General features: G+C 59.9%; 21 protein-coding genes. 2 read left to right on the plus strand and 19 right to left on the minus strand.

Features of this window, described 5'->3' with window-relative positions; genetic code table 11:
* Positions 1-28 precede the first annotated feature (28 nt).
* Together VF672_RS05165 and htpG are read right to left on the minus strand one after the other, a co-directional pair.
* Positions 29-754 (minus strand): dienelactone hydrolase family protein, encoded by a 726-nt coding sequence (locus tag VF672_RS05165; RefSeq protein WP_331102143.1) that lies wholly within the window; start codon positions 752-754, stop codon positions 29-31.
* Between the two features lie 78 nt (positions 755-832).
* Complete coding sequence (gene htpG, locus VF672_RS05170) at positions 833-2,737, minus strand: molecular chaperone HtpG (protein ID WP_331102145.1); 1,905 nt, start codon at positions 2,735-2,737, stop codon at positions 833-835.
* Positions 2,738-3,065: 328 nt separating this feature from the next.
* Here htpG and VF672_RS05175 point away from each other — a divergent pair, with 328 nt between their 5' ends.
* Positions 3,066-3,317: a hypothetical protein gene (locus tag VF672_RS05175; RefSeq protein WP_331102147.1), complete on the plus strand. Its 252-nt coding sequence runs from the start codon at positions 3,066-3,068 to the stop codon at positions 3,315-3,317.
* A gap of 98 nt (positions 3,318-3,415) precedes the next feature.
* Here the strand turns inward: VF672_RS05175 and brnQ are convergent, their stop codons facing one another.
* The 10 genes from brnQ to sdhC form a co-directional block, all read right to left on the minus strand.
* On the minus strand, positions 3,416-4,729 hold the full coding sequence (gene brnQ, locus VF672_RS05180) for a branched-chain amino acid transport system II carrier protein (RefSeq protein WP_331102149.1): 1,314 nt from the start codon (positions 4,727-4,729) through the stop codon (positions 3,416-3,418).
* Positions 4,730-5,042: 313 nt separating this feature from the next.
* Positions 5,043-5,930 carry a succinate--CoA ligase subunit alpha gene (gene sucD, locus VF672_RS05185; RefSeq protein ID WP_037009399.1) on the minus strand — a complete coding sequence of 296 codons (888 nt, stop codon included), beginning with the start codon at positions 5,928-5,930 and terminating at the stop codon, positions 5,043-5,045.
* Positions 5,930-7,096: an ADP-forming succinate--CoA ligase subunit beta gene (gene sucC / locus VF672_RS05190; RefSeq protein ID WP_004882574.1), complete on the minus strand. Its 1,167-nt coding sequence runs from the start codon at positions 7,094-7,096 to the stop codon at positions 5,930-5,932. Before sucC ends, sucD begins: the two co-directional genes overlap by 1 nt.
* A 199-nt stretch (positions 7,097-7,295) precedes the next feature.
* Positions 7,296-8,732: a dihydrolipoyl dehydrogenase gene (gene lpdA / locus VF672_RS05195; protein ID WP_331102162.1), complete on the minus strand. Its 1,437-nt coding sequence runs from the start codon at positions 8,730-8,732 to the stop codon at positions 7,296-7,298.
* A 172-nt stretch (positions 8,733-8,904) separates the two neighbouring features.
* Positions 8,905-10,143: a 2-oxoglutarate dehydrogenase complex dihydrolipoyllysine-residue succinyltransferase gene (gene odhB, locus VF672_RS05200; protein ID WP_331102164.1), complete on the minus strand. Its 1,239-nt coding sequence runs from the start codon at positions 10,141-10,143 to the stop codon at positions 8,905-8,907.
* Between the two features lie 42 nt (positions 10,144-10,185).
* The gene (locus VF672_RS05205) at positions 10,186-13,017 is read right to left on the minus strand and encodes a 2-oxoglutarate dehydrogenase E1 component (protein WP_331102166.1); all 2,832 of its coding nucleotides are present in this window, start codon (positions 13,015-13,017) and stop codon (positions 10,186-10,188) included.
* Between the two features lie 272 nt (positions 13,018-13,289).
* Positions 13,290-13,994, minus strand: coding sequence for a succinate dehydrogenase iron-sulfur subunit (locus tag VF672_RS05210; protein WP_331102168.1), 705 nt, complete (start codon positions 13,992-13,994; stop codon positions 13,290-13,292).
* Positions 13,995-14,005: 11 nt separating this feature from the next.
* Positions 14,006-15,778 (minus strand): succinate dehydrogenase flavoprotein subunit, encoded by a 1,773-nt coding sequence (gene sdhA, locus VF672_RS05215; protein WP_331102170.1) that lies wholly within the window; start codon positions 15,776-15,778, stop codon positions 14,006-14,008.
* A gap of 3 nt (positions 15,779-15,781) precedes the next feature.
* The gene (gene sdhD, locus VF672_RS05220; protein WP_331102172.1) at positions 15,782-16,150 is read right to left on the minus strand and encodes a succinate dehydrogenase, hydrophobic membrane anchor protein; all 369 of its coding nucleotides are present in this window, start codon (positions 16,148-16,150) and stop codon (positions 15,782-15,784) included.
* The gene (gene sdhC / locus VF672_RS05225; protein WP_331102174.1) at positions 16,144-16,518 is read right to left on the minus strand and encodes a succinate dehydrogenase, cytochrome b556 subunit; all 375 of its coding nucleotides are present in this window, start codon (positions 16,516-16,518) and stop codon (positions 16,144-16,146) included. Before sdhC ends, sdhD begins: the two co-directional genes overlap by 7 nt.
* A gap of 362 nt (positions 16,519-16,880) precedes the next feature.
* Between sdhC and gltA the strand changes: the two genes are divergently transcribed.
* Positions 16,881-18,170, plus strand: a complete 1,290-nt coding sequence (gene gltA / locus VF672_RS05230) for a citrate synthase (protein ID WP_037009384.1) — start codon at positions 16,881-16,883, stop codon at positions 18,168-18,170.
* Between the two features lie 88 nt (positions 18,171-18,258).
* On the opposite strand, the gene VF672_RS05235 is transcribed toward gltA, so the two are convergent.
* The 7 genes from VF672_RS05235 to VF672_RS05265 all read right to left on the minus strand — a co-directional run bounded on the left by VF672_RS05235 (position 18,259) and on the right by VF672_RS05265 (position 23,689).
* Positions 18,259-18,867 carry an START domain-containing protein gene (locus tag VF672_RS05235; protein WP_331102177.1) on the minus strand — a complete coding sequence of 203 codons (609 nt, stop codon included), beginning with the start codon at positions 18,865-18,867 and terminating at the stop codon, positions 18,259-18,261.
* Positions 18,868-18,909: 42 nt separating this feature from the next.
* Entirely contained in the window at positions 18,910-19,167 is a 258-nt protein-coding gene (locus VF672_RS05240) for a YkgJ family cysteine cluster protein (RefSeq protein ID WP_331102179.1), read from the minus strand.
* 99 nt (positions 19,168-19,266) lie between these two features.
* Entirely contained in the window at positions 19,267-19,947 is a 681-nt protein-coding gene (locus VF672_RS05245) for a translation initiation factor 2 (RefSeq protein WP_331102181.1), read from the minus strand.
* 141 nt (positions 19,948-20,088) lie between these two features.
* Positions 20,089-21,528, minus strand: coding sequence for a PLP-dependent aminotransferase family protein (locus tag VF672_RS05250; protein WP_331102183.1), 1,440 nt, complete (start codon positions 21,526-21,528; stop codon positions 20,089-20,091).
* A gap of 149 nt (positions 21,529-21,677) precedes the next feature.
* Entirely contained in the window at positions 21,678-22,493 is an 816-nt protein-coding gene (locus VF672_RS05255; RefSeq protein ID WP_331102186.1) for an OmpA family protein, read from the minus strand.
* A complete protein-coding gene (locus VF672_RS05260; protein WP_331102207.1) occupies positions 22,490-22,843 on the minus strand; it encodes a DUF4398 domain-containing protein in 354 nt (117 codons plus the stop codon). Before VF672_RS05260 ends, VF672_RS05255 begins: the two co-directional genes overlap by 4 nt.
* A 21-nt stretch (positions 22,844-22,864) precedes the next feature.
* Positions 22,865-23,689: a substrate-binding periplasmic protein gene (locus VF672_RS05265; protein ID WP_331102188.1), complete on the minus strand. Its 825-nt coding sequence runs from the start codon at positions 23,687-23,689 to the stop codon at positions 22,865-22,867.
* Positions 23,690-23,693: the final 4 nt, after the last annotated feature.

The raw sequence follows: 23,693 nt of genomic DNA on the forward strand, positions 1-23,693 counted from the left end.
TGACGCGTGGGGCCTGGTGAAATTCACATCAGCCCGCAAACACCTCGTCCAGCAGGTTGTGCATCGAGGTAAACGCGCGCTTGGACACGGTCGGGTTGTACATCTGCACGCCCGGGTTGTTCGCGTGCGGGTCGGTGAAGGAGTGGTACGCCCCGCCGTAGCTCAGCAGTTGCCAATCGACATTGGCCGCATTCATTTCGGCTTCGAACGCCGGCAGTTGCTCTTTCGGCACCAGGGGATCGGACGCGCCGTGCATCACCAGGACCTTGCCCTTGATGTTCTTGGCATCTGCCGGGTTCGGCGTGTCCAGCGTGCCATGGAAGGAAACCGCAGCCTTGAGCGGCGCACCGGTGCGCGCCAGTTCCAGGGCGCAGCAACCGCCGAAGCAAAAGCCAAACACCGCCAGCCGGGATGTATCGACGGCGGCGTGAGCCTGTGCGGTCAGTTGGTCCAGCGCCGCCTTCATGCGGGTGTTCAACAGCACGCGATCGTTCTTCAACGGCATCATGGCAGCCGCCGCTTCATCGCCATTGGCGGGGCGCACGTGCTGACCATACAGATCCGCCAGCAACACCACATAGCCCTTGCTCGCCACGTCCCTGGCAATCTGCTCGGCGTCTTCGCTGACGCCCATCCAGTTCGGCGCCATCACCAGGCCCGGTGCGGCCTGAGCACCCTCGCCAAAGGCCAGACGACTCTCGTAGCTGACGCCGTCGATCTCATACACGACGGACTGCACAGTGACATTGCTCATAGCGAACTCCTGCTGATAAGGATGGAGGGACATTAAATGACAAAACCCGCCGAAGCGGGTTCTGCCCTGACGCAAATGTTAAACCGAGAGCTCGACCAACAACTTGTTCAAACGGCGCACGTAGGCAGCCGGATCTTTCAAGCTATCGCCGGCAGCCAGCGCGGCCTGGTCGAACAGGATGTGCGACAGATCGCCGAAACGGTCTTCACTCTGCTCGTTGTCCAGCTTGCCGATCAGCGGGTGCGACGGGTTGAATTCGAAGATCGGCTTGGATTCCGGCACCTTCTGCCCGCTTGCTTCCAGAATCTGACGCATCTGCAGACCCAGGTCCTGCTCGCCAATCGCCAGAATCGCAGGCGAATCAGTCAGACGGTGGGAAACACGCACTTCGCTGACGGCATCACCGAGCGCGGCTTTCAAACGCTCGATCAGGCCTTCCTTGTCCTTCGCGACTTCTTCCTGAGCCTTCTTGTCCTCTTCGGAATCAAGCTTGCCGAGGTCCAGGTCACCGCGTGCCACGTCGACGAAACCCTTGCCGTCGAAGTCGCTGAGGTAGCTCATCAGCCACTCATCAATGCGGTCGGTCAGCAACAGCACTTCGATGCCTTTCTTGCGGAAGACTTCGAGGTGCGGGCTGTTCTTGACCTGCGCGTAGCTTTCGCCGGTGAGGAAGTAGATCTTGTCCTGGCCTTCTTTGGCGCGCGACAGGTAGTCGGCCAGCGAAACGCTCTGCTCGCCGCTGTCGTCGGAGGTCGATGCGAAGCGCAGCAGCCCGGCGATTTTCTCTTTGTTGGCGAAGTCTTCGGCCGGGCCCTCCTTGAGTACCTGACCAAAGTTTTTCCAGAAGCCCTTGTAGTCTTCCGGCTGGTTTTTCGCCAGTTTCTCCAGCATATCCAGCACGCGCTTGGTCAGCGCGGACTTCATCGAATCGATGATCGGGTCTTTTTGCAGGATTTCACGGGACACGTTCAGCGACAGGTCGTTGGAATCGACCACGCCCTTGATGAAGCGCAGGTACAACGGCAGGAACGACTCGGCCTGGTCCATGACGAACACGCGCTGTACGTAGAGCTTCAGGCCACGCGGTGCTTCGCGCTGGTACAGATCGAATGGTGCGCGGGCCGGCACGTACAGCAGCGAGCTGTATTCCAGCTTGCCTTCAACCTTGTTGTGGCTCCAGCTCAGCGGATTTTCGAAATCATGGGCGATGTGCTTGTAGAACTCCTGGTATTCCTCGTCCTTGACCTCGGCACGTGGACGGGTCCACAGCGCGCTGGCACGGTTGACGGTTTCCCATTCTTCAACAACCTCGGCATCGCCTTCGACCGGCGCCTGCTCTTTCGGCAGCTCGATGGGCAACGCGATGTGGTCGGAGTACTTCTTGATGATGTTGCGCAGACGATAGCCGTCAGCGAACTCGTCTTCGGCGCTCTTGAGGTGCAGCACGATGCGCGTACCGCGATCGGCCTTCTCGACGGTGGCCACTTCGAACTCGCCCTCGCCTTTCGACGACCAGTGCACGCCTTCGCTGGCAGGCAGACCGGCACGACGGGTAAACACTTCAACCTGGTCCGCCACGATGAAGGCGGAGTAGAAACCGACGCCGAACTGACCGATCAGGTGGGAATCTTTCTTCTGATCACCGGAAAGGTTCTTCATGAAGTCGGCAGTGCCAGACTTGGCGATGGTGCCCAGGTGAGTGATGACATCTTCGCGGCTCATGCCGATGCCGTTGTCTTCCAGGGTGACCGTCTTGGCGTCTTTGTCGTAGCTGACACGGATCTTCAGCTCAGCGCCGCCTTCCAGCAGCTCAGGCTTGGACAATGCCTCGAACCGCAGCTTGTCCACCGCGTCGGACGCGTTGGAGATCAGCTCGCGAAGGAAGATCTCCTTGTTCGAATACAGCGAATGGATCATGAGGTGCAGCAGCTGCTTCACCTCGGTCTGGAAGCCCAGGGTTTCCTTTTGAGTTTCCACACTCATGGTCATCAAACTCCAATCAGTCCACACAAATAGGGGTAGCTGCGCGGAACGCCGACGGCGGCTCCGAGCAACGGGTTGTCATCAAGGTGGGGGCTGGAGAGTCAATTTCAAGGGTCAAGGGTGCTGTGAGTGAAGAATCTTCGCTTCCCCAAACCATCATGGAATAGGTCCGTTGACTGACAACTGTACATAAACGATTAATCAGTCATGGCGACGCTGGCGGCTCTACCGTTGAGAGGGGGTATTCATTTATCCCGCCGGAACATGGAACTAACCTTATAACCGAATGCTCGAAGGCACGTTGATGACCTATAAGGAGAAACACCCCATGCGTAAATCTTTAGCTATTGCCCTGCTGCTTTCTGCCACTCTGGGCCTCGCCGCCTGCGACAAAAAATCCGAAGATAAACAGCAAGATGCAAACAAGGCTGCCGAGCAGTCGCAAGAATCGATGCAGAAAGCGCAAGACAAAGTGAACGACGCTGCCAAAGAAAGTCAGGAAGCCGCTCAAAAGAACGCTGAAGCCGCTCAAGAGCGCGCCAAAGAAGCGAACCAGGCAGCACCTGCAACTAAGCAGTAAGTTTCCAGAGTTTCAAATAAACAAAGCCCGCATTAAGCGGGCTTTGTTTTTTTGCGCTTCAGAATAATCGGCGCGGGGATGACCCACACCGACTCTTTTCAGCCGAACGCTTCACTGCGCTTGCCCAGCAGCCGATCCACCACGAACGCTACCGCCAGGGTGATCAGCGACGGGATCAGCCAGGCCAACCCCTGCTCGCTCAACGGCAAATGCGCCAACGCATCAGGCAGGTGGACACCCATCGCAGAGCCTTTGACCGCATCCACGGCACCGATCAGAAACGCCACCAGCATCACTGGCGCGACGATGCGGCCCTGCTCATGCCAGAAGTCCTTGCAGAAGCTCAACGCCACCAGCGCAATGCACGGCGGGTAGATGGCAGTCAGCACCGGGATCGAGAACTGGATCAGCTTGGTCAGGCCCAGATTGGACACCAGCAGCGAGAACGCCGCCAGCAGGAGCACCAGCGTCTTGTACGACAGCGGCAGCACCCGGCTGAAGTATTCGGCGCAGGCGCAAGTCAGGCCTACTGCCGTGACCAGGCAGGCCAGTGAGATGAGCACGGCAAGGAAGCTGCTGCCCAGGGTGCCGAAGGTGTGCTGGACGTAGGCATGCAGAACGGCTGCGCCGTTGGTTGCGCCGGCGGCGACCGCATGGCTGTCGGAGCCGAGTCGGAACAGGCTGATGTAGACCAGCGCCAGCCCGACACCGGCGATGAGGCCGGCGATGATGGCGTAGCGAGTAATCAACCGGGGCGAATCGACACCGCGCGAGCGAATCGCGTTGACGATAACGATGCCGAAAACCAGCGCACCCAGGGTGTCCATGGTCAGGTAGCCGTTGATGAACCCTTGGGAAAACGGCGCCGCGACGTAGGCAGGCTCGGCCACGCCGACGTCCCCCGCCGGCAGCATGAACGCGGCGATACCCAGGATGGCCAGCGCGATGATCTTCAGCGGCGCAAGGAAACGGCCCACGGTGTCAAGCAATCGACCCGGATAAAGCGAAATCCAGAACACCAGGACGAAATAAACCAGGCTGTACAGGAATAGCGCGAGGGGGCTTTCTCCCGTCAACGGCGCCAAGCCGACCTCGAACGAAACGGTCGCCGTACGTGGCGTCGCGAATAACGGACCCACTGACAGGTAGCAGACGGCCGCAAGAACCGACCCGGCCACCTTGCCGATCGGACTGCTCAAGGCGTCCATGGCACCGCCCACCTTGGCGAGCGCGATCACCGTCACCACCGGAAGGCCGACCGCGGTTACCAGAAAGCCCAGTGCCGCCATCCACACGTGGGGACCGGCCTGAAGGCCTACGATCGGCGGGAAGATGATATTGCCGGCGCCCACGAACAGCGCAAACGTCATGAAACCCAGTGCCAGAATGTCCTGGCCTTTCAATACTTTCATCAAGGAAACCACACTGCTGAATCGGAATTAAGAAGAGGATTTCCCTGAGGGTGGGGGAAATGCTGCCCGCCCTTTTAAGACAGACCCTAGGCGCGCTGCCGCTCCTTGTGGGAGCCACGGCACAAAACGGCGGCTAGCCTACCCTATTTGGCGCACCTATACAGGGCGGTACGACCACTGAACGCACTTTCATGTCGCATATCAGAAAAGTCGTACAGGTTGCCGGGTTTTGTACCCGTGCGAAGCAAAACGCCAGAAACGCAAAAGCCACCCGAAGGTGGCTTTTGTTGATCAGGCAGTGAAACGAGGGCGATTAGGCCTTCTTCACTTCCCAACCGGTCAGCTCAGCCAGGGCTTTGCCGATGTCTGCCAGCGAACGCACGGTTTTGACGCCTGCATCTTGCAGCGCAGCGAATTTCTCGTCTGCAGTGCCTTTGCCGCCAGAGATGATCGCGCCCGCATGGCCCATGCGCTTGCCCGGAGGAGCAGTCACACCAGCGATGTAGGAAACGACTGGCTTGGTCACGTGTGCCTTGATGTAGGCAGCCGCTTCTTCTTCAGCCGAACCGCCGATCTCACCGATCATGACTATCGCTTCGGTCTTCGGGTCTTCCTGGAACAGCTTCAGGATGTCGATGAAGTTCGAACCCGGAATCGGGTCACCACCAATACCGACACAGGTCGACTGACCGAAACCGGCGTCAGTGGTCTGCTTCACAGCTTCGTAGGTCAGGGTGCCGGAACGCGACACGATACCGACCTTGCCCGGCAAGTGAATGTGACCGGGCATGATGCCGATCTTGCACTCGCCCGGTGTGATGACGCCTGGGCAGTTAGGGCCGATCAGGACCACGCCCAGCTCGTCGCACTTGACCTTGGCTTCGAGCATGTCGATGGTCGGGATGCCTTCGGTGATGCAGACGATCAGCTTGATGCCGCCGAACGCCGCTTCAAGGATGGAGTCCTTGCAGAACGGAGCTGGAACGTAGATGACCGAAGCGGTTGCGCCGGTCTTTTCTACTGCTTCGGACACAGTGTTGAACACTGGCAGGTTCAGGTGCGTGGTGCCGCCCTTGCCTGGGGTCACGCCGCCAACCATTTTGGTGCCGTAGGCAATGGCTTGCTCGGAGTGAAAGGTACCCTGCGAGCCGGTGAAGCCCTGGCAGATAACCTTGGTGTCTTTATTGATCAGGACGCTCATTATTTGCCCTCCGCAGCTTTGACGACTTGTTGAGCAGCGTCGGTCAGGCTGGTAGCTGCGATGATGTTCAAGCCGCTTTCTGCCAGTACTTTAGCGCCCAGTTCAGCGTTGTTGCCTTCAAGGCGAACAACAACCGGGATTTTCACGCCGACTTCTTTCACGGCGCCAATGATGCCTTCGGCGATCATGTCGCAGCGAACGATGCCGCCGAAGATGTTGACCAGTACGGCCGCGACGTTGGTGTCGGACAGGATGATCTTGAACGCTTCGGTAACGCGTTCCTTGGTTGCGCCGCCGCCTACGTCGAGGAAGTTGGCTGGCTTGCCGCCGTGCAGGTTGACGATGTCCATGGTGCCCATGGCCAGGCCAGCACCGTTGACCATGCAGCCGATGTTGCCTTCCAGTGCCACGTAGTTCAGTTCGAACTTGGCAGCGTGGGCTTCACGTGGGTCATCTTGCGATGGATCGTGGAAAGCCTTCAGCTTTGGCTGACGGTACATGGCGTTGGCGTCGATGTTGATTTTGGCGTCGAGGCAGTGCAGATCGCCATCAGCCTTGATCACCAGCGGATTCACTTCCAGCAGGGCCAGGTCGTGGTCCTGGAACAGCTTGGCCAGACCGGTGAAGATCTTGGCGAACTGAGTGACCTGCTTGCCTTCCAGACCCAGCTGGAATGCCAGATCGCGGCCCTGGAATGGCTGAGCGCCAACCAGTGGATCGATCGTGGCTTTGAGAATCTTCTCAGGCGTGTCGTGAGCGATTTTCTCGATGTCCACGCCACCTTCGGTGGAAGCCATGAACACGATACGACGGCTCGAACGATCGACTACAGCGCCCAGGTACAGCTCTTTGGCGATGTCAGTGCACGATTCAACCAGGATCTTGGTGACTGGCTGACCGTTGGCATCAGTCTGGTAAGTGACCAGACGCTTGCCCAGCCACTGTTGAGCGAACGCAGCTGCGTCTTCCTTGCTGCGAACCAGCTTGACGCCGCCCGCTTTACCGCGACCGCCTGCGTGAACCTGGGCTTTGACGACCCACTCGGTTCCGCCGATCTTGTCGCACGCTTCTGCTGCTGCTTCCGGGGTGTCTACTGCATAGCCCTTGGATACTGGCAGGCCGTATTCAGCAAACAGCTGCTTACCCTGATACTCGTGAAGATTCATGCTTATTACCGTCTTCGTTAGGTACTGCGCATTCGGTGCTGCTCGTCAAAGCGTGCCGCACCACCTGTGACCGCTTCTCCCGGAGAACGCACGCCAGGCATCAAGCCTGCCCTGCGCTGTCGGGAGTTCGAGTCCAACGGCCCTTCCGCGGTAAGCCCTGCGAACAGGACCTACGACGGGCGGACCGCCGTGGTTATCTTTAGCGTTTTTTCTTGTTCTGGATGTGAATGGCGCCGCCATTCACTGCCAGCGCCGCTTCGTGCAGCGCCTCGGACAGGGTCGGGTGAGAGAAGACCATCATGCCGATGTCTTCGGCACTGGTGCCAAACTCCATACCGATCGCGCCCTGCTGAACCAGCTCTGCCGCACCTGGACCAATGACGTGTACACCCAGTACGCGGTCGGTCTTGGCATCAGCGATGACTTTGACGAAACCGCCGGTGTCATTTGCTGCCATCGCACGGCCACTGGCCGCGAACGGGAACTGACCGACGTTGACTTCAACGCCTTCAGCCTTCAGCGTCTGCTCGGTCTTGCCGACCCAGGCGATTTCCGGGTGGGTATAGATGACCGACGGGATCAGGTCGTAGTTCATCTGGGTCTTGTGACCCTTGATGCGCTCGACGACCATGATGCCTTCTTCGGACGCTTTGTGCGCCAGCATCAGACCACGGACCACGTCACCGATTGCGTAGACGCCAGGAACGCTGGTCTCGCACTGCTCGTTGACGAAGATGAAACCGCGCTCGTCGATGTCGACGCCGCTGTCCGCAGCCAGCAGCTCGGTGGTCACCGGGCGACGGCCGACGGAGACGATCAGACGATCGAAAACGATGGTTTGCTCGCCGTCCTTGTCGGTGTAGTTGACGGTGACCTGTTCGCCTTCAACTTTGGAGCCGGTGACGCGTGCGCCCAGCTTGATGTCCAGACCTTGCTTGGTGAAGGTCTTCAGCGCTTCTTTGGCGACAGCTTCGTCTGCAGCGGGGATGAACTTCTCCAGCGCTTCCAGAACGGTCACTTTGGCGCCCAGGCGAGCCCAGACCGAACCCAGTTCCAGACCGATGACGCCGGCACCGATAACGCCAAGACGCTCGGGAACCTGTGGGAATTCGAGCGCGCCGGTGGAGTCGACGATGACATGCTGATCGACCGGAGCCGGCGGAATGTCGATTGGACGCGAACCGGAGGCCAGGATGATGTTGTCCGCTTCGATGACTTCGGTGGTGCCGTCAGGCTTGGTCAGCTCGACCTTTTTGCCGGCCAGCAGCTTGCCGTGACCTTGCAGGGAGGTGACGCCGTTGGCCTTGAACAGGCTGGCGACGCCGCCAGTCAGGCCTTTGACGATCTGGGCCTTGCGGCCAATCATGGCCGCGATGTCCATCTTCACGTCGCTGACCGAGATGCCGTGAACACCGAACTGGTTCTTGGCTTCGTAGAACTTCCAGGAGCTGTCCAGCAGCGCCTTGGACGGAATGCAGCCCACGTTCAGGCAAGTGCCGCCGAGGGCCAGTTTGCCCTCTTTATCCTGATACTTCTCGATGCAGGCAGTCGTGAGACCGAGTTGCGCGGCCTTGATAGCGGCCACATAGCCGCCAGGGCCAGCGCCAATCACTACCACGTCGAATTTCTGGGACATAGAAAAGAGTTCCTCTTTAGCTGCGAGCTTTAAGCCACAAGCTGCAAGCTGATCCGTGATGCTTTACAGACGAGTTGCAGCCTGTTCATTAGGATGTTGCGACGACCCAAGCGTCGGCGCCAGGCTGCTGTAACGTGCAGCTTGACGCTTGCGGCTTGCAGCTGCCCTTGAATCAGATGTCCAGCAACAGACGCGCCGGGTCTTCCAGCAGGTTCTTGATGGTCACCAGGAACGTCACGGCTTCCTTACCGTCGATCAGGCGGTGATCATAGGACAGCGCCAGGTACATCATCGGACGGATCACGACCTGACCGTTGATCGCCATCGGACGCTGCAGAATGTTGTGCATGCCCAGGATAGCCGCTTGTGGCGGGTTGACGATCGGGGTCGACATCATCGAACCGAAAGTACCACCGTTGGTGATGGTGAAGGTACCGCCAGTCATCTCGTCGATGGACAGTTTGCCGTCACGGGCTTTTTTGCCGAAGGTGGCAATGCCGCCTTCGATTTCAGCCAGGCTCATCTGCTCGGCGTTGCGCAGCACCGGAACCACCAGACCACGATCGCTCGATACGGCAACGCCGACGTCGGCATAACCGTGGTAGACGATGTCCGTGCCGTCGATCGAGGCGTTAACAGCCGGGTAGCGTTTCAGTGCTTCGGTCGCCGCCTTGACGAAGAACGACATGAAGCCCAGGCGCACGCCGTTGTGGGACTTCTCGAAGAGGTCCTTGTACTTGGAACGCAGCGCCATGACTTCGGTCATGTCGACTTCGTTGAACGTGGTCAGCATCGCCATGTTCGACTGGGCTTCAACCAGACGCTCGGCCACTTTGGCGCGCAGGCGGGTCATCGGCACGCGCTTCTCGGTGCGGTCACCGACGGCAGCCACAGGTGCAGCGGCAGCAGCAGGCTTGGCAGCAGGCGCGGCGGCCGGAGCGGATTTCTTCGCTTCGATGGCAGCGACCACGTCTTCCTTGGTCACGCGGCCGTCTTTGCCTGTGCCTTTGACGCTGGACAGGTTGATGCCGTTTTCTTCAGCCAGCTTGCGGGCAGCCGGTGCGCCGATGGCGTCTTCTTCGCCGGAAGCGGCAGCCGGTGCGGCGGCAGCCTGAGCAGGCGCAGCGGCAGCAGCCGGGGCCGATGCGGCAGCGGCCGGAGCGACAGCAGCACCGCCCGCTTCAATCGAGCCCAGCAGCTGGTTCGACAGGACAGTAGCGCCCTCTTCGGCAACGATTGCGCCCAGTACGCCGTCAGCTTCGGCCAACACTTCAAGCACGACCTTGTCGGTCTCGATATCAACGATCAGATCGTCACGCTTGACCGCGTCGCCCGGTTTCTTGTGCCAGGTGGCAACAGTGCCGTCGGCAACGGATTCCGGGAAAGAGGGGGCTTTAATCTCAATAGCCATTATCTGTAATTCCTTTAATTCGGTTTCTAGTGCGCGAAGGCGTTAAACGGAGAACGCGTCTTTCAGCAGTTTTTCCTGCTGTTCGGCGTGCATCGAAGCGTATCCACAAGCAGGAGCAGCGGAAGCATCACGGCCGGCATACTCGAGAACGAGGTTGCGGTTGTGATTGCCGATGCTGCGGCGCAGGTGGTGCTGACTGCTGTACCAGGCGCCCTGGTTCATCGGTTCTTCCTGACACCAGACCACGTGGGTCAGGTTGGTGTAAGGCGCGATGGCCTCCATCAGGTCATCTTCCGGGAACGGATAGAGCTGCTCGAGACGCACGATGGCGATGTCGTCGCGGCCTTCGGCACGGCGTTTTTCCAGCAGGTCGTAGTAGACCTTGCCGCTGCACAGCACCAGACGCGTCACTTTCGCGGCATCGACGGTGTCGATTTCCGGGATGACCGTCTGGAACGAGCCATGGGCCAGGTCTTCCAGCGTCGACACGGCCAGCTTGTGGCGCAACAACGACTTGGGCGTCAGCACGATCAACGGCTTGCGCAGCGGACGGATCACCTGACGGCGCAACAGATGGTAGATCTGAGCCGGGGTGGTCGGTACGCAGACCTGAATATTGTGCTCGGCGCACAATTGCAGGTAACGCTCAAGGCGAGCGGATGAGTGCTCCGGCCCCTGCCCTTCGTAGCCATGCGGCAGCAGCATGGTCAGACCGCACAGACGGCCCCACTTGTGCTCGCCGCTGGTGATGAACTGGTCGATCACGACCTGTGCACCGTTGGCAAAGTCACCGAACTGAGCTTCCCAGATCACCAGCGCATTTGGCTGGGTAGTGGAGTAGCCATATTCAAAAGCCAGCACCGCTTCTTCCGACAGGAACGAGTCATACAGGTCAAAACGAGGCTGACCGGCATACAGGTTCTGCAGCGGAACGTAGGTCTCGCCGTCCTTCTGGTTGTGCAACACGGCATGACGGTGCGAGAACGTACCGCGACCGACGTCCTGACCGGTGATGCGCACCTGATGGCCTTCGAACGCGAGCGTCGCGTAGGCCATGGTTTCTGCGTAGCCCCAGTTGATCGGAAGGCCACCGACTTGCATCTTCTGGCGGTCTTCGTAGATTTTCTGAACCTGACGCTGCACGACGAAGCCTTCCGGCACTTCCATCAGCTTGGCGGACAGTTCCTGCAGGGTCTTGAGGTCGAAGCTGGTGTCGTGACGCGCAGTCCACGCGTGACCCAGGTACGGACGCCAATCGACGAACAATTCCTTGTTCGGCTCCTTGACCAGGCTTTTGACCACGTGCATGCCGTTGTCCAGCGCGTTGCGGTACTCGTCAACCTTGGTCTGAGCGGCCTCAGCGTTGAGGATGCCGGCGGTGGCCAGTGCATCGGCGTACAGCTCACGCGTGGTGCGTTGCTTGGCGATCTGCTGGTACATCAGCGGCTGGGTGCCACTCGGCTCGTCGGCTTCGTTGTGGCCGCGACGACGGTAGCAGACCAGATCGATGACCACGTCACGCTTGAACTGCATGCGGTAGTCAATGGCCAGCTGAGTCACGAACAACACGGCTTCCGGATCATCGCCATTCACATGGAGGATCGGTGCCTGGATCATCTTGGCAACGTCGGTCGCGTACTCGGTGGAGCGCGAGTCTTCCTGCTTGCTGATGGTGAAGCCGACCTGGTTGTTGATCACGATGTGGATCGTGCCGCCCGTCTTGAAGCCACGGGTCTGGGACATCTGGAATGTTTCCAGCACCACACCCTGACCGGCGAACGCCGCGTCACCGTGAATCGAGATCGGAAGCACCTTTTCGCCAGTGACGTCGTTACGACGGTCCTGACGGGCACGCACCGAACCCTCGACCACAGGGGAAACGATTTCCAGGTGGGAGGGGTTGAACGCCATGGCCAGGTGAACTTCGCCACCGGTGGTCATCACGTTGGACGAGAAGCCCTGGTGATACTTGACGTCACCGGAGCCCAGCTCGACCTTCTTCTTGCCTTCGAACTCGTCGAACAGGTCCCGCGGGTTCTTGCCGAAGGTGTTCACCAGCACGTTGAGACGGCCACGGTGGGCCATGCCGATGACGACTTCCTTGGTGCCGTAGGAACCGGAGCGCTGGATCAGCTCGTCGAGCATCGGAATCAGGCTCTCTCCGCCTTCCAGACCGAAACGCTTGGTGCCCGGGTATTTGGTGCCCAGGTACTTTTCCAGACCCTCGCCCGCCGTCACACGCTCGAGCAGGTGGCTCTTGATGTCGTCGGAATAGGCAGGACGGCCACGCACGCTTTCGAGGCGCTGCATGAACCAGTTGCGCTGGTTGGAATCGACGATGTGCGTGAACTCGGCGCCGATGGTGCGGCAATATGTCTGCTGCAACGCCTCGACGATTTCACGTAGGCTCGCTTCTTCTTTGCCGATGAACAGGTCGCCGGCACGGAATGTGGTGTCGAGGTCAGCGTTGGTCAAACCGTAATGGTTGATCGACAGGTCAGCTGGCGCAGTACGCTTCCACAAACCCAGAGGATCGAGTTGCGCACCCTGATGGCCGCGCATACGGAATGCCTGGATAAGTCGCAGCACTTCGACTTGCTTCTTTTCATGCTCGCTGCTCACGCTGCCGGCAGAGACCGGTTGGGCGCGGCGCTGGTTTTTCCCCAGCAACACAAAATGATCGCGAACCGTAGAGTGCGATACATCGGTGGCAGTGCTGCCGTCAGCCGGCAACGTCTGAAAATAGGTGCGCCACTCTTCTGGCACAGCGTTAGGGTCGTGCAGGTAGAGCTCGTAGAGCTCTTCCACATAGGCAGCGTTACCACCGGAAAGGTGGGCGCTGTTCCACATGCGCTGCATCACGCTTTCTTGCATGCTTGGTCACCCTCGATTAGGGGACACCATCGGCGTCGATGCCAGCGCAAACTTGAAAAGTCCATGTGCAGCGACTTCAAGTCACTAGGAATCACGCAGATAGTCCGGGTACCAGCCCGGATGCCCCTGCTGGTTTCATTTCTTCAAAATAAGAGCTGAAGCCATACGACAACTGCTCAGGTTAAAACTACGGCGCCGGTTGAAGCCTGCGCCGCAGCGTTTACGGGTGCTGCAGTAGAGCGGGTGCTGCGGAGTTACAGGTGCGGCAAAACTCAGACACCGCTTTTGAGCAGCATGTTGCGTACGTGACCGATAGCCTTGGTTGGATTCAGGCCTTTCGGGCAAACGCTTACGCAGTTCATGATGCCGCGGCAGCGGAAAACACTGAACGGGTCGTCCATCGACGCCAGACGCTCTTCGGTCTTGGTGTCACGGCTGTCAGCCAGGAAACGGTAGGCTTGCAGCAGTGCAGCAGGACCCAGGAACTTGTCGGGGTTCCACCAGAAGGACGGGCAGGACGTCGAGCAGCAAGCGCACAGAATGCACTCGTACAGACCGTCGAGCTTTTCCCGCTCTTCCGGGGTCTGCAGACGTTCGATGGCCGGAGCCGGCGTGTCGTTCTGCAGGAATGGCTTCACCTTCTCGTACTGCTTGTAGAAGATGCTCATGTCGACGACGAGGTCACGGATGACCGGCAGGCCAGGCAGTGGACGAACCACCATCTTGTTGCCCTTGACCACGGCCGACAGCGGCGTGATGCAGGCCAGGCCGTTCTTGCCGTTGATGTTCATGCCGTCGGATCCGCACACGCCTTCGCGGCACGAACGACGGTACGAGAAGCCTTCGTCCTGCTCTTTGATCAGGGCAAGGACGTCCAGCACCATCAGGTCTTTGCCACCGGTGTCGACCTGGAAATCCTGCATGAACGGCGCAGCGTCCTGATCAGGGTTGTAGCGATAAACACTGACTTGCAACATGGCGGTCACCCTTAATAAGTCCGAATCTTAGGCTCAAAAGTCGGAACAGTTTTCGGCGAGAAGTTCACGGCACGCTTGGCTACGCGCTTTTCACCCGGGAAGTACAGGGTGTGGCACAGCCAGTTCTCGTCGTCGCGATCTTCGAAGTCTTCACGGGCGTGAGCGCCACGGGACTCCTTGCGATGCTCTGCGGCGATCGCCGTTGCTTCAGCGACTTCCAGCAGGTTCTGCAGCTCCAGCGCTTCGATCCGGGCGGTGTTGAATGCCTGGCTCTTGTCGTTGATTTTGACGTTGGCGATGCGCTCGCGCAGGGTTGCCAGCTGGGCAATACCCTTTTGCATGTATTCGCCGGTACGGAACACACCGAAGTAGTTCTGCATGCAGCTCTGCAGCTCTTTACGCAGGGTGGCAACGTCTTCACCGTCGGTACGCGAGTTCAGGCCGTTGAGGCGAGCCAGCGCCACGTCGATATCGGTTTCGGAAGCGCGACGGTAGTCGACGCCTTCGTTGAGCGCCTGCTCCAGGTGCAGGCCCGCAGCACGACCGAATACCACCAGATCGAGCAGCGAGTTGCCGCCCAGGCGGTTGGCACCGTGAACCGATACGCACGCCACTTCACCCACTGCAAACAGACCCGGGATGATGGTGTCGACGCCGGCGGCGTCCTGAGTGATCGCCTGACCATGAATGTTGGTGGCTACGCCGCCCATCATGTAGTGGCAGGTCGGTACGACAGGGATTGGCGCAACGGCCGGATCGACGTGTGCGAAGGTCTTGGACAGCTCCATGATCCCTGGCAGACGACTGTGCAGCACTTCCTCACCGAGGTGATCGAGCTTCAGCATCACGTGATCGCCGTCAGGACCGCAACCGTTGCCGGCAATGATCTCTTTAACCATGGAACGGGCCACTACGTCACGACCGGCAAGGTCCTTGGCGTTTGGCGCGTAGCGTTCCATGAAACGCTCGCCGTGCTTGTTGATCAGGTAGCCGCCTTCACCACGGCAGCCTTCGGTGACCAGTACACCTGCGCCGGCGATGCCGGTCGGGTGGAACTGCCACATCTCGATGTCCTGAACCGGTACACCGGCACGCAATGCCATGCCCACACCGTCGCCGGTGTTGATCAGGGCGTTGGTGGTGGAGGAGTAAATGCGGCCTGCACCGCCGGTGGCCAACACTGTCGCGTCAGCGCGAATGTAGGAGGTCTCACCGGTTTCGATGCAGATGGCGATGATGCCGACGAACGCGCCGTCCTGGTTCTTTACCAGGTCAACCGCGTAGTACTCGTTCAGGAAAACGGTGCCGGCCTTCAGGTTGGCCTGATACAGCGTGTGCAGCAGTGCGTGACCGGTACGGTCGGCAGCAGCACAGGTCCGTGCAGCCTGACCGCCCTTGCCGAAGTCTTTCGACTGGCCGCCGAACGGACGCTGGTAGATGCGGCCCTGTTCGGTACGGGAGAACGGAAGACCCATGTGCTCGAGTTCGAACACGGCCTCAGGCCCTACGGAACACATGTATTCGATCGCGTCCTGGTCACCGATGTAGTCGGAGCCCTTGACGGTGTCGTACATGTGCCAGCGCCAGTCATCGTTCGGGTCGGCCGAAGCGATTGCACAGGTGATGCCGCCCTGGGCGGAAACAGTGTGGGAGCGGGTCGGGAAGACCTTGGTCACGACAGCCGTCTTGTGGCCGCCCTGAGCCAGTTGCAGCGCGGCACGCATGCCTGCACCGCCGCCGCCAATGATGATGGCGTCGAAGGAAAGCGAATTGATGTTAGCCATGAATCAGATACCCCAAAGAATCTGCACACCCCAGACGAAGTAAGCGAACATCGCAATGCCGCACACCGCCTGGAACAGGAACCGCACAGCTGTCGCGGACTTGCCCAGCGCCATCGGCGTCAGGTAGTCGGTCGCGATGGTCCACATGCCAACCCAGGCGTGAGCCGCCAGGGCCACAAGGGCCAACAGACTGAAGATGCGCATTCCGTTGTGCGAGAACAGGCCGTGCCACGTGGCGAAATCGAGGCCAGGGTGCACGATCAGGTACCCGATCAGGAAAAGAAAGTAAGCCGCGAGTACGACAGCGGAGACGCGTTGCGCCATCCAGTCATACAGGCCCGAACGAGAAAGGTTGGTGACGTTGGTTACCATATCCACACTCCTGCCAGCACGATCATCACCACAGACACGGCGATAACGATTTTAGAGCCCAGCTTGCCGCCTTCCAGCGTCTCGCCAATGCCCGTGTCCATGATCAAGTGACGGACGCCCGCCACGAGGTGATACAGCAGTGCGGACAGAAGAGCCCATATCACAAACTTGACCAGCGGACTGGTCAGTCCCGCTTTCACCGTCGCGAAGCCTTCCTCGGAGTCGAGCGACACATCCAATGCGTAGAGCATGATGGCAATGCCGACGAACAGGATGACACCGGAAATACGATGAAGGATGGACGTGTAAGCGGTGATAGGGAGTTTGATGGTCCTTAGGTCTAGGTTTACAGGTCGTTGGCTTTTCACGGCTTTTTTTCACACTGAAGAGCCCTAACACTCAGGGCAAGTTGTTGGGAAGTGTACTGGTCAGGTACCCACTACCCAGGAAGTGACCAACCCCGTTGAATCGGGCCTGAAAGCCCCTGGCGGTCGGACGCCGAGTATAGACAGTTAGCCAACTAATGACAACGCGCAGACCCTGCGCGAAGGGTGGATTGCTTTAGCCCGACATTTGGCGTGAATGGCAGGTAATTTCGACGAAAAACAAGCGTTAAAGCCTTCTGCAACAAGACTTTTGGCAAATTGACTTTAGAATTTATCTCACTATAGTGATGCGGGCCCTGCGTGGGGGGTCTGTCTGATGATTTGAAGCATAATTAGGAGGCCACATGGCTGACAAAAAAGCGCAGTTGATCATCGAGGGCGCAGCCCCCGTCGAGCTGCCCATTCTGACCGGCACCGTTGGTCCCGATGTTATCGACGTACGCGGCCTGACCGCCACCGGACGCTTCACATTCGACCCGGGCTTCATGTCCACCGCCTCATGCGAATCGAAGATCACCTACATCGACGGTGACAACGGCATTCTCCTGCATCGCGGCTACCCGATCGAACAGCTGGCCGAGCAATCGGACTACCTGGAAACCTGCTACCTGCTGCTCAACGGCGAGCTGCCGACCGCCGAGCAAAAAGCCGAATTTGTCGTGACCGTGAAGAATCACACCATGGTCCACGAGCAACTGAAAACCTTCTTCAACGGCTTCCGTCGTGATGCCCACCCGATGGCGGTCATGTGCGGTGTGGTCGGCGCGCTCTCGGCGTTCTACCACGACTCCCTGGACATCAATAATCCGCAGCACCGGGAAATCTCTGCGATCCGCCTGGTCGCCAAGATGCCGACCCTGGCCGCGATGGTCTACAAGTACTCCATGGGTCAACCCATGATGTACCCGCGCAACGACCTGAGTTACGCCGAAAACTTCCTGCACATGATGTTCAACACGCCGTGCGAGATCAAACCGATCAGCCCTACGCTGGCGAAGGCCATGGACCGGATCTTCATCCTCCACGCCGACCACGAACAAAACGCCTCGACCTCCACCGTGCGGATGGCGGGCTCGTCGGGCGCCAACCCGTTCGCCTGTATCGCCGCCGGTATCGCCGCACTCTGGGGCCCTGCCCACGGTGGCGCGAACGAAGCCGTGCTGACCATGCTCGATGAGATCGGCGATGTGTCCAACATCGACACGTACATCGCCAAGGCCAAGGACAAGAACGATCCGTTCAAGCTGATGGGCTTCGGTCACCGCGTCTACAAGAACCGTGATCCGCGCGCCACCGTGATGAAACAGACCTGCGACGAAGTCCTGCGCGAACTGGGCATCACCAACGACCCGCAGCTCGAACTGGCCATGCGCCTGGAAGAGATCGCGCTGACCGACCCGTACTTCATCGAGCGCTCGCTGTACCCGAACGTCGACTTCTACTCGGGCATCATCCTCAAGGCGATCGGCATTCCGACCAGCATGTTCACCGTGATTTTCGCCCTGGCGCGAACCGTCGGCTGGATCTCCCACTGGAAAGAAATGCTGTCCAGCCCTTACAAGATCGGTCGTCCTCGGCAGCTGTACACCGGCGAAGTGTCACGCGACATCGTGCCGCTGGCCGAGCGCAAATAAGCAGGTAGCGCCCATCAGGACGCACACAAAAAGGCTGCCCTTGGGCAGCCTTTTTTGTCGTCAGTGATGCAGCGTGGCGAGGCAACGATCAGTTCTTCTCGGCACGCTCCTTGAGCGCTTTGAGGGTGTTGAAAGGCGCATCCACCACGAACTTGTTGGCGAGCCACGACGGTACGCTGCCGCCGGGCTCGGTGTGCACCTGATAGGTCACTTCGGTGACGTTGGCACCCTTGGGCACGAACTTCCAGAAACCCTCGACCTGCGCGACCCGGACAAAGCCCTTTTCTTCCGGGATGTACGCGGGATCGCCCTGCAGCTCACGTGTAATGCTGCCATCGGCGCCTTCCACCGTTGTCACTTTCAGCACCGAATCCCGGGGCGTCACCGGCCACGGCGTGTTGAATTGGGAATAGGTCCAGGTCTTGTCGCCCTCGTGCTTGAGGATCTTCTGCATCTTGCATTCATGAATCCACGCGCAGGCGGCGGCTACATCTTCCTGCAACGCCCGCAGCTTGGCGATGCTGGCCTTGATGGTCGTCACGCCCTGATAGGCCTTGTACTGCGAACCGGGGAATTCGCTGAGGGACACCTTGATGCCCTCCTCGTTCTTCGCGACCTTCCACTCCTCGGCCTGCGCCGAAGCCGCTACCCATACAGTCAGCCCCAATCCGAAAGCAATGCGGTACAGCGAACCCATGTGTTTTTCCTTATTTTAGAAGTTCAGTTGTGCCCGGTCGCCTTACGCCACCGATGTCATCGTTTCCCACCAGCCGATCAGGCGGATCGCATCCTCGCGGTCAGTGCCGCACACGTCAGGTTCCGCCGCAAACTGAGCGCACACCGCAGGCCTGTCCGGCCGGCCGAAAATGCCACACAGCATGTCCAGGGACAGGTGCAGGCAGCGTATACCGGCAGGCTTGCCGTCGGGCATCCCCGGGATGGGCGAAGTAATGGACGGCGCGATGCAGCACGCGCCGCAGCCTGAACGGCATTCCATGAAAAGAACCTGTGTGGCAGGAGGACGATGGCCGGATCTTACGCGCTAAAACATACGTTTGAAAATCGCACATTTTGTGCGCTGCCCGGCCAGCCAACCTCATTGTTTGAATTTGAAATCCAGCGCAGCGCCTTCCACGTCCTTGCGCGCCTCATTGCGTAACTGCAAGTCCATTTCGTTGCTCAGCAAACGGCCTTGCATCTGGAAGTCGGGGTCGGCGTTCGCATCAGGGAACATTTTGGGCAGCAGCGGCTTGGCACCGGGAGCCTGGGCTTTAGCCTTCGACGCGGAGGTGATCACGTTGGCCGGCGGGGTCAGTTGTTTGACCATTTCGGGCGGCAGACTCAAGTCAAGTGGCACCTTATTCAGGCGAGTTTCCTTAACCACTTGTGACGCCGACTTGCTCTTGCTGGCCACCGGCGCACGCCGCGCAACCTCGGCATTATCCGCTTTAACCTTGGCGGATTTGGCGTTGGCGCCTGCAGGCTTGTCATCAGCAGTCTTGGCATTGCTGACCATTCGCGGCGCCTCCGCCGAGGCCTTGCCCGATGCAACAACCGGTACGGTCGGAATATTCGGTGCCAGGGCGTGGACCGCTGGCGCAACCGCATCAGGCTTGCCCACCGCGGCAGGCGGCGATTCAGGGCCGGTGACGGCCGTTGTGGGCCTGGCAGCCTCGCCCGGTGCCTCGGCACGCGCGGCAGGCGCTGAAGCGGTGGCTTTGGCCGGTGGAGCGGGCGCCTTTTCGGCATCACAGGCGCTCAGCAACACCAACAACATCACACTTATACAACGCAGTGATTTCATAGTCTGAACGGCAGTCAGTAAGACAGAGGCCATATGCTGGCCCTTAGCACGGCGGCTGACAAGTTGCCCTGTCTGCCTCCCCCATTGGTATGGAAAGCGGCCACTCTCATGAGTTCACCAGGATTGGCCGGCGTCCTGGCACAACTGCTTGGCCAGCATGCCCACCGTCATCAGCGCCCTCTCCGCTTCCCGATTCCACGGCAGTCCGCAGTTCAGGCGAATGCAGTGGTTGAACTGCTCCGTGTTACTGAAGATAAGGCCCGGCGCGATGCTGATGCCCTGGTCCAGCGCCCGCACATGCAGTTCCTGAGTATTCACCCTTCCCGGCAGGCTGATCCAGAGGATGAAACCGCCCGCCGGCCGACTGATCTGCGTGCCCTCGGGGAACATCTGCTGCACCGCCAACTGAAACGCGCTGAGGTTCTTTCGGTGCTCCTGACGGATGAAACGCAGGTGCCGGTCATAGCCGCCGTTTTCCAGGTAGGACGCCACTGCCATCTGCGTCACGCTGCACGCCGAATGTGTGCTGAAGGTCTGCAGGCGCTGGATTTCCGCCTGGTATTTGCCGGCAATCATCCAGCCGATGCGCACCCCCGGCGACAGCGTCTTGGAAAAGCTCGAGCAGTAGATCACATGGCCCAGCCGGTCGAATGCCTTCAAGGCCTTGGTCTTGTTCTGGTCGTACATCAACTCGCCGTAGATATCGTCCTCGACGATCTGGATGTCGAAATCCGAAGCCAGGCGCAGCAGGTGCTTCTGCCGCTCTTCGGGCATGGTGCTGCCCAGCGGATTGCTCAGCCGCGAGGTCATCACCAGCGCCTTGATCGACCATTGATTAGCGGCCAGTTGCAGGGCTTCAAGGCTGATGCCGGTGTTCGGGTCACTGGGAATCTCGATGACCTTGAGGCCCAGCAAGTCGGCCAGTTGCAGCAGGCCGTAATAGGTGGGGGATTCCGCGGCGATGAGGTCGCCCGGGCGGGTCAACACGCGCAGCGACATCTGCAGCGCGTCGACGCACCCATGGGTAATCACCACCTCGGAGGGGTCGATCACCACGCCGGCGTCGCGCATGCGGATCGCCACCTGACGGCGCAGCGGCTCGAAGCCGGGGCTGAACATGTAGTTGAAGGCCCTAGGGCTCTGAAAGCGGGTGACCTTGGCCAGTTGCTGATGCAGCGCCCGCAATGGCAGGTAATCAATGTGCGGGACGGCTGCGCCAAAGGCGAACACACCCTCACGGCGGGCTTCGACCAGCACTTGCTGAATGATGCTGGCCCGGGTCACCAGACCCGGACGCTCCACCCGTGCGATATCAGGCGTAGCCGCTGTGAGGGCCGGGGTTTGATGCACGTAATAACCGGACTGCGGTCGTGCGCGGATCAGACCCTGATCTTCGAGGTTGGCGTAAGCCTGAAGGACGGTCGCATGACTGACGTTGAGCTGGGAGCTCATCTTGCGCACCGAGGGTACCCGCTCGCCTGGCTGGTAGACGCCGCGGCGAATGTCTTCGGCCAGCTGTTGGGCGATACGTTGGTAGAGCAACAGACTGGTCATCTCGCGTCCCTCGATCCCGAGCGTTGATCATGCGTGCGATGATCATAGGGCCTGATCACCGGAACAGTTCACAAGTGTACGGGGACAGTTCCTGTTCCGGCTAGAGGGCGCGCACGTTGAATCAAACCGATTCGTCGCGCGCCCTGTACTCAACGAGGCGCGCTGAGGTGACCTTTATCGTCCGAGAAGACGATCTCGACGCGACGGTTCTGTGCGCGGCCGCGCTCGGAGGTATTGGCGTCCACCGGGTACTGATCACCGTACCCCTCGACCTGAATCCGGTCTTCCTCGATGCCCAGATCAGACAACACGTCCGCGACGGCCTGAGCCCGGTCTTTGGACAACGCGAGGTTTTCCTGAGCGTCGCCGGTGCTGTCGGTGTAGCCCTCGATGCGTATCACCCGTTTGGGATTGAACTGCAGGAACTGCACGACCTTCAGCACCGTGCGGTTGGCCGAGCTCTTCAACTCGGCGCGACCGGTATCGAAGAGCATGTCGCCCAGGGTCATGACCAGCCCGCGCTCATTCTGCTGGGTGGACAGGCTGATCACCTGATCTTCCGCCCACTTGCCCTGCTGCTGCGCACCGGCCAGTTTGGCTTCACGCAAGGCCAGTTGCAGCCGTTGCCGCTCCAGCTCCAGGCGCGCGAGTTTTTCCTGATTCAGCAGCAGCCTGCTGTGCTCGCGGGCAATGGCGCTGTAACGGCTGCTCAGGTACGCGTAATGACTGACGTCGTCAGCGCTGCCGATGTAACTCGACAGACGTTCGGCTCGACCCAGCAACTCACCCGCACGGATGACATCCTTCGGCGCGCTGCGCAGAACGTTGGTGTCTTCCTTGACCTTCTGGTAGTCGGCAATGGCGCCCTGTAGCGTCTGCTCGCTTGTCTGGTGGCCGGCGCAACCCGCCAGGACGGCACTGGCCAGCAAGAGGCCGACACTGAGGCTTCGCGCAACGTTATTCATTGGCCGGCCCCCAACTGCTTGCGCAGACGCTCGAGTCGGGTGTTCACCTGAGCCACCTGCGCTTCGCTCTTTTGCGTCAGCACGCGGGCTTCGGCCAGACGCGCGTCCAGCTCAGCCTGCTCAGCCTGCATGCGCGCGTCCTTGTAGGCCTTGTCCGCCATGTCCGCGCGCGCCTGGGTCAGCTTGGCCTGCGCCGTCACCAGGTCAGGCGCTTCATCGGTGGCGCCCACTGCGGTGGCCTGAGCGACCGCCTGCTCGGTCAGCTTCAGTTGTTCGGTGGGGGCCGGGTCATTGGCGCAGCCGACGAGAGCGGCAAGCGTGACAGCGGCGAATACAGGCTGGATTTTCAAAAGAAAGCTCAAAACACATTCCTACTGATGGGGGGCGCTGGCGGACTGCTGCAACTGGGTTTTCCAGACCTCTAGATTGCGCGTGACGGCTTCGCTGGAGCGACCGGAAGCCGCCAATTCTGTCATTTTTTTCGCCAGCTGTCCGCGCAGCCATGGATCGTTGCAGGCGGAGTTGAACGACAGCGCCAGATAGAAGCCCGGACGATCAAGGGGCAAAGGCTGCGTCTGCAGATTCTCGTCCATCTCAAGCGCCTGGGTCACGGCCATCCCGGCGTAGCGGCCCGCGAGCACGAATTCGACCTGCCCTGCCGCCAGTGCCTGAAAGGCCTGCTGGAGACTGGGCTGTTTTTCCAGCGTCAATTGCGCCTTGATTGCTTCATCGAACGCGGCGGTCACCCGGGTCTTTGCCGACATCGCCCCGGAATGCCCCTGCAGATCCGCCAGGGCATTGAACGGCTGCTCATGGCCATTGCGGGTCCAGACCATGATTTCATTCTGAGCGATGGGCGGATGGATGAAATCCAGAGACTCCAGCTCTGCGCTGTTCAACGGCGTGTCGGCGAGCATGTCCATGCGCCCGGTGCGCACTTCTTCAAGGGCCTGACTGCGCTTGCCGCCATACAGCAGCTCGACCTTGACGCCCATCTGCTGCGCGACCTCCTTGAGCAGGTCGGCGTTGGCCCCCATCAGGTGCTTGGGGTCCTGTGGATCGCGCCATAAGTACGGTGGCGCGTCCGGGCTGCCGGTCACGATCAGTCGATCGCATTTGCCTGCAGACCAGGCCAACGAAGGCAGCAACAGCAGCCCGCCCAGCAGTGAAAGCAGCGTCGGCTTTGGCGACAACATCACA

The organism is Pseudomonas sp. (assembly GCF_036387035.1).
Lineage (GTDB): Bacteria > Pseudomonadota > Gammaproteobacteria > Pseudomonadales > Pseudomonadaceae > Aquipseudomonas.